Origin of the sequence: Paenibacillus sp. AR247 (assembly GCF_002968895.1) — a bacterium.
Lineage (GTDB): Bacteria > Bacillota > Bacilli > Paenibacillales > Paenibacillaceae > Paenibacillus_AQ > Paenibacillus_AQ favisporus.
In genome coordinates this window covers 80,110-85,098 of sequence record NZ_PCZT01000002.1, presented here as the reverse complement: position 1 = coordinate 85,098, position 4,989 = coordinate 80,110, and the positions used below count along the sequence as shown (strand labels likewise).

Sequence of the window (4,989 nt, the reverse complement as noted above, 5' to 3'; positions counted from 1 at the left end):
GCACAAGCGATACGGCGGAATCCAGCGCATGCCGGGCATGCTGGGATCCGTCGACGGGTACGAGAATACGTGAGTACATATAAGAACCTCCTTAATGGCCTTCTGCCCGGTCAACATGGGCAAGCTTGCGGCGGGATACGAGCAGGGCGACGACGCCCAGGAAGACCATGACGGCACCGAAGTAGAACGGCGTCTCCGCATGGTACCACTCGGACAGCTTGCCGGCGAGCCATGGAGAGACGGCACCGCCGAGGAAGCGGACGAAGCTGTACGCTGCGGAAGCGACGGAACGCTCCACCGGAGCGGCCTGCATGACGGCCGTGGTGATCAGCGTGTTGTTGATGCCCAGGAAGATCCCGGCCACGATGACGCAGACGATAACGGTTTGTGGCGAGTGATTATACGTGCCGATGCCCATAATGAGCAGCACGATCGTAAACAGCGTAAGCACCGCTGCAATGGACGACACGACGCTGAAGCGCTTCTGCAGCTTCGGAGCGACGAATACCGACGTAAAGGCAAGCAGAATGCCCCAGCCGAAGAAGACATAACCCAGGCCATGCTCATCCAGGTCCATGACGTACGGCGAGTACGCCATCAGGGTGAAGAAGCCGAAGTTATACAGGAATGCTGTAATCCCAAGGATCAGCAGGGCAGGATAGGACAGCGCCTTGAACGGGTCGGCCAGCGTGCTGGCTTTTTTCGGCTTGGGCACGTTCGGGAGCATAAACGTAACGAAAATAAATCCGATGGCCATGAGAACGGCCACGCCGAAGAACGGACCGCGCCATGAGATGGAGCCAAGCTCGCCGCCCAGCAGCGGTCCGACGGAAATCCCGAGACCGAGCGCGGCTTCGTACAAAATAATCGCTTTGGCCGTCCCGGACGTGGACAACCCGACGATCGCGGACAGCGCGGTGGCGATGAAGAGGGCGTTGCCGAGTCCCCAGCCGCCGCGGAAACCGACGATCCCGCCGATGGAGTTCGACGCGCCGCGAAGATGACGATGAGCAGCATCCCGGTCAGCAGCGTCTTCTTGATGCCGATCCGGCTGGAAATGACGCCGGTAAGTCAGCATCGCTACGCCGGTTACCAAGTTATAGCTCGTAAACAGGAGCGAAACCTGGCTCTTGGATGCGTGCAGCTGCTCGGCGATCGCCGGCAGAATCGGGTCAACCAGGCCGAGGCCCATAAAGGAGATGATGCAGGCAAAAGCGATCGCCCATACCGCCTTCGGCTGGGACAACAGCCCTCCTTGGCGCTGTTCCAGCTCAAGAGGCTGCGAAGCATTGGTTTTCATAAGTAACATTACCTCCATTTTGATGAATCATGTATTTTCAAGTTTTCATGAATCTCCACAACAAAAAACGTCTGTCGACGCCCTTGCATAGACACGTGCAGCGGCCTCAGCTTCCCTGGGAATCGGTTTCCTCGTCGAATTTGCGGATGAAATCATCCAGCCGCTTCTGTGTCTGTTCCAGCTCCTGCTGCATAAGGCGCATTTTATCCACTTTGGTGCGCAGCATCTGAAGCTGTTCTTCCAGCATCTCGCTCATATGGGTCAATTGCTGCCTCCGATGAGCCCGGCTGGTCATGTCGTGGTAGGTCTGGTGGTGCAGCTTGTAAGCGTCCGATACGGATAAGTACGAAACCAGCTCCTGCAGGCTGAAACCGAGGATTTCTTTGGCATTGACGATCTTCTTCAAGTACTCGATGTCCTCGCGGGTATAGAGGCGGGTGCCTCCTTCGCTCCGTTCAGGGGTCGGAAAAACGCCGATCTCTTCGTAATAGCGGATCGTTCGCTTCGTCAAGCCGCACTCTCGGGCGACATCGTCGATTTTATATTCATCCATTTCCTTCCTCCCTCAAAGATTCCCGGGTAACATTACCCATTGTAATCCTGACTAACGTTAACGTCAACGTTAAATTTATGAAAAGGAATAGATATTCCTCACGTCCTGTTTTTCGTAGAATGCAGTTGTCGGCTTAGTATGCCCGGCATCCTCCGTTTATGTGCGGAATCCGTTCGTGACCGGGTGAAGGGCTATTTCGTTGAACATTTCCTTATGTTTCACGGTCGAAAGGCATGGCAGTGCGGAGTGCTCAGAGGGTGATGGGGGAAAAGAGGGCTGGGGCTTTTATAGCTGTTAACTGGAACAGCGAAAGGAGAGGGGCAAACTGGCCGTGATGCGCGACGGCTGATTGTCTGTACACATAAAAAAGCTGTCCCATACCGCGTGGCGGTTAAGGGACAGCTTTCTAAATTAAGGCTGATAAGTTGGCTATTCGGCGGACGTTAAGCGCGAACGACACGAACTTGGTCTGCTACCAGCTCGACACGAATCTCCTTAACGTCTTCGTCGTCCAGCAGCAAATCGGTGATGCCGTCTTCCACATGCTGCGAAATAACGCGGCGGAGCGGACGGGCGCCAAAGGCCGGATCGTAACCCAGTTCGGCCAGCTTGCGTTTCGCTTCGCCGGTCACGTCGAGGGAGATGCCGCGCTCCGACAGGGTAGCCGATACTTCGCTGAGCATATTGTCGACGATCGTTACGAGGTCTTCTTCCTTCAGCGAAGCAAACGGTACGATGCCGTCGAAGCGGTTCAGGAATTCAGGCCGGAAATAGCTGCCGAGCGAATCAAGAATCGAGCGTGTCTGCTCGGATTTGGCGGTGAAACCAACCATGATTTTCTTATCGGCGGCCGTGCCGGCGTTAGAAGTCATAATGATCACCGTATCCTTGAAGCTTACCGTACGCCCTTGGCTGTCGGTCAGACGGCCGTCGTCCAGCACCTGCAGGAACATATGCTGCACGTCCGGATGCGCCTTCTCGATCTCGTCGAGCAGGATAATGCTGTACGGGTTGCGGCGTACGCGTTCGGTCAGCTGGCCGGCTTCTTCATGACCGACGTATCCTGGTGGCGAACCGATCAGCTTGGAGACGGAGTGCCGCTCCATGTATTCGCTCATGTCGAGGCGAATCATCGAATCGGTGCTGCCGAACAGTTCTTCGGCCAGCGCCTTGGACAGTTCAGTCTTGCCGACGCCGGTCGGACCGACGAACAGGAAGGACGCAATCGGCTTGGAGTCGCTGCGCAGTCCGGCGCGTCCGCGGCGAACGGCTTTGGCGACCTTGTCGACGGCTTCGCCTTGGCCGATGACGCGGCTTGCGAGGCGGGCGGCCAGATTTTTCATCTTGCCGCGCTCATCCGCCTGCAGCTTGCCGACCGGGATGCCGGTTTTACGCTCGATGATGTTCTGGATATCCTCGACGGTTACTTCGAGGACCTCTCCGGCAGCGGCATTCCCGTTCAGACGCTGCTGCAGGTCAGCTTCCTCGTCGCGCAGCTTGGCGGCGAGCTCGTAGTTTTCATCGCGGGCGGCCGCGTCTTTCTCGATTGTGATCTGTTCCAGACGGGCGCGGATCTCGTCCGCACTGCCGACCGGAGCCCGCAGATTCAGCTTGGCACCCGATTCGTCGAGCAGGTCGATCGCTTTATCGGGCAGGAAGCGGTCCTGGATATAGCGGCTGGACAGACGCACGCACGCTTCAAGCGTTTCGTCCGGGTAGCGTACGCCGTGGAACTGCTCGTATTTCGGACGCAACCCTTTCAAAATTTCGATCGTTTCCTCGGCAGTCGGCTCGTCGACGGTCACGGGCTGGAAGCGGCGCTCCAGCGCGGCGTCTTTTTCGATCTGACGGTATTCCTTAAGCGTCGTGGCGCCGATGACCTGCAGCTCGCCCCGTGCCAGCACCGGCTTCAGGATGTTGCCGGCGTCCATGGAGCCCTCCGCGGAGCCCGCGCCGACCAGCAGATGGATCTCGTCGATGAACAGCAGAACATTTTTTCGCTGTTCCAGCTCGGCGATCAGCTGCTTGACCTTTTCTTCGAATTGCCCGCGAATGCCGGTTCCGGCTACGAGGGAGGCGACGTCGAGCGAATAGACTTCCTTGCTCCGGAGCTTCGCTGGCACGCTGCCCTCCGTAATACGCAGCGCCAGCCCTTCGGCGATGGCCGTCTTGCCGACGCCCGGTTCGCCGATCAGCACCGGATTGTTTTTGTTCCGGCGGTTCAAAATTTCGATGACGCGGTCGATCTCCTCATCGCGGCCGATGACGTTGTCGATCTTGCCGCCGCGCGCCGCGTCGTTCAGATTGCGTCCGAGCTGATCCAGCAGCCCGCCGCCGCGCCGTCCGCCTTCTTGAGCGGCTGCTCTCGGAGGCTGCTGCGCCGCGCCGGATACCGGCTGGCCGGATTGCATGAAGCCGCGGAACAAATCTTCCAGCGGAGAAGAATGGCTGCCGTAAGGACCAAAGCCGGCCGCAAACGGCACGCCGCCGTTTACTTTGGCATAGCAATCTTCGCAAAGAAACAATTTCTCGGATTTATGGTTGACAGTGAGGCTCAGACCTACGGTTGCCTGGTTATGATTACAATGTTGACAGCGCATGAAGGCATGCCCCTTTCGTTAGTTAATGGAATAATCAATCTTTGGATACTTCATCTGGATGTCCTAATCAGGAAAACGGCTGCCCGCGCCTGCGGGAGCAGGCCGCCGGAATAAAGGGATAAAAGTCAGAACTTCCGTCAGGACAAAGACGGCCGCACCGAAAGTCAAACTCCTTAAGAGGTTGTTCAGACGGTATAAGTTTGATCTTTTGCTCTGACTTTGACTTTCTTTGACCTTATTATACCTCACTTGGAACACATGTCAACAGGTTTTCAGTTATTTTTCGTAAGTATATAGAAAAAGGTTTGAGAGAATGTATGGTTCGGCGCTTCGGCTTGCTTGAGGCGGAAAAAGCGGCTGGAAGGCAAAAGAAAAACGTCTGTCGATGTACATTCGAAGAGTGTGGAACATTTAGCGGATACTTTTTTTGCGATATAACCGAGGCCCGGGTCTCCCGAAGCATGAAAAAAGCCCTGCCGTCCGGAATGTCTCCGTAACAGCAGGGCGTACCTTGTATGATCAATGCGGTGAATAAG

2 protein-coding genes and 1 pseudogene are annotated in these 4,989 nt (G+C 56.5%); all 3 read right to left on the bottom strand.

All coding sequences use genetic code 11. The features are described 5' to 3' along the window. Positions 1–91: 91 nt before the first annotated feature. Positions 92–1,300 (bottom strand): annotated as a pseudogene (locus CPT76_RS00725) (MFS transporter). 106 nt (positions 1,301–1,406) lie between these two features. After that, on the bottom strand, positions 1,407–1,853 hold the full coding sequence (locus CPT76_RS00720) for a MerR family transcriptional regulator (RefSeq protein ID WP_105441602.1): 447 nt from the start codon (positions 1,851–1,853) through the stop codon (positions 1,407–1,409). A gap of 443 nt (positions 1,854–2,296) precedes the next feature. After that, the gene (locus CPT76_RS00715) at positions 2,297–4,453 is read right to left on the bottom strand and encodes an ATP-dependent Clp protease ATP-binding subunit (protein WP_105441601.1); all 2,157 of its coding nucleotides are present in this window, start codon (positions 4,451–4,453) and stop codon (positions 2,297–2,299) included. Between the last annotated feature and the right edge of the window lie 536 nt (positions 4,454–4,989).